General features: G+C 70.4%; 3 protein-coding genes. All 3 read left to right on the top strand.

Annotated features, from left to right (window positions below):
- Window positions 1–551 (top strand): phosphotransferase family protein (locus DAT37_RS12440; protein WP_157978457.1); only part of this gene is annotated, 551 nt, incomplete at its 5' end.
- Between the two features lie 200 nt (window positions 552–751).
- On the top strand, window positions 752–1,012 hold the full coding sequence (locus DAT37_RS12435) for a hypothetical protein (protein WP_109524926.1): 261 nt from the start codon (window positions 752–754) through the stop codon (window positions 1,010–1,012).
- Between the two features lie 57 nt (window positions 1,013–1,069).
- Window positions 1,070–1,880, top strand: an 811-nt coding sequence (locus DAT37_RS12430; protein WP_109524925.1) for a helix-turn-helix domain-containing protein, incomplete at its 3' end; no start/stop codon positions are given.

The following is a 1,880-nucleotide window of genomic DNA, read 5'->3' as shown; positions in this document are numbered from 1 at the left end:
AGGGGTTCCTGGCGCGGCAGGTCCCGCGGTGGCTGGCCGAGCTCGACTCGTACGGCCGGCTCGGCGGCTATCCCGGCCCCGACATCCCGGGGCTCGGCGACACGGCCGCGTGGCTGGAGCGCAACCTGCCCGGGACGTTCACGCCGGGCGTCATGCACGGCGACTACCACCTCGCGAACCTCATGTTCGCCCACGACGGCCCGCGGGTGGCGGCGATCGTGGACTGGGAGATGTCCACCATCGGCGACCCCTTGCTGGACCTGGGCTGGCTGCTGGCCACCTGGCCCATGAACGCGGGCCACGTGCCCGGACTGGCGTCTCCCGCCGAGATCGTCGGCTACTACGCGGCGGTGTCCGAGCGCGACGTGTCGGCCGTCGACTGGTACGCCGTCATGGCCTGCTTCAAGCTGGGCATCGTGCTTGAGGGCACCCATGCCCGCGCCTGCGCCGGGCGGGCGCCGCGCGACATCGGCGACCGGCTCCACGCCACCACGCTGGACCTGTTCGCCAGGGCGCAGCAGATCATCCGGGGTGGCGTCGGCCAAGCCTGACCTCTCGGCGTGCCCGCCCGACCGCTCCGCGTGCCCGCCCGACCGCTCGGCGGGCCTGCCCGGCCGCGCCAGGTTCCGGTCCTGTCGGTTCGCAGACCACTCGCACCGAATGTGGTGATTTTTCGCGAAACGAGCGCGTATGTCCCTGTGAGCCGTACAATTGCGCGCAATTGCTCTACGCGTTGGGGGAAGGACTGTCCATGCGCATGCGGTTCCTCGGCTCCACCTCGGAGGCGGGCGCCTGCCCCACCTTGTACGAGACCGACCGCGGGACCATCGTGGTGCAGGGGCTCCAGCTCACCGACCCGGAGGCGCTCGCGGACCTGCGTCACGCGCTCGACGGCGAGACGGCGGTGGAGGTGCCCCGCGAGCTCATCACCGAGATCGCCCGCCGCGTGCTGCCCGGCGGCGGTCCAGCAAGCGCTTACCCGGCCTCGGCTGACACATCAGCCACTGGTTGATCACAATTGCACTCGCCTCTGGCATGACCCTTGCCCGCCGGTCTAGCCTCTTGCGGCGTGACGTCCTTTCAGCAGGCGCGCGTCGACCTCGGCAGCCAGCTCCGCTCGCTGCGCGAGGCCGCCCACCTGTCGGGCAAGGACCTGGCCGAACGGCTGCACTGGCAGCCGTCCAAGGTCTCCCGCCTGGAGAACGCCAGGCAGACGGCGACGGAGGACGACGTCGTCGTGTGGGCGCAGGCCGTACAGGCCCCTCCCGAGACGGCGGACGAGCTGATCCGGCAGGCCATCGCGCTGCTCGAACGGCATGACGACTGGAAGCAGCGTCACCGCAGCGGCCTGGCCGCGCTCCAGGAGGACATCCGCGACCTGGAGGCGCGCACCAGGCTGTTCCGGGTCTTCGAGCCGAACATCGTGGTCGGCCTGCTGCAGACCGCCGAATACTCCAGGCACGTGTTCCGCAAGGTCAAGCGCCTCTACAGCGCGCCCGAACAGATCGACGCGGCCGTCCGCGTGCGGATGCAGCGGCAGGAGATCCTCTACGACCGGAGCCGCACGTTCAGGTTCGTGCTGCCGGAGTCGGCGCTGCGCACCCGGCTCGCCCCGATCGACGTCATGCGCGGCCAGCTCGACCGGCTCATCGCGGTCAGCACGCTGCCGAACGTGGAGTTCGGCGTCATCCCCTTCGCCGCCGAGCTGCCGTCGGCCCCGATCAACGGCTTCTGGATCTACAACGAGGCCATGGTGGGCGTCGCCACCATGACGAAGGACCTGGTGCTGCGCGACCCCGACGACGTCGCGTTCTACGTGCGCGCCTTCGACGACTACGCGAAAGCGGCCGTGTTCGACGAGGCCGGGAGGGACGTCATCA

Source organism: Nocardia aurea, from assembly GCF_003123685.1.
GTDB lineage: Bacteria > Actinomycetota > Actinomycetes > Mycobacteriales > Mycobacteriaceae > Nocardia > Nocardia aurea.
The sequence above is the reverse complement of the archived record's forward strand: the minus strand, read 5'-3'. Positions and strand labels throughout refer to the sequence as shown.

Excerpts from the sequence above, each read along its gene's own strand:
- DAT37_RS12435 (WP_109524926.1), top strand. The coding sequence starts at position 752 with ATGCGCATGCGGTTCCTCGGCTCCACCTCGGAGGCGGGCGCCTGCCCC.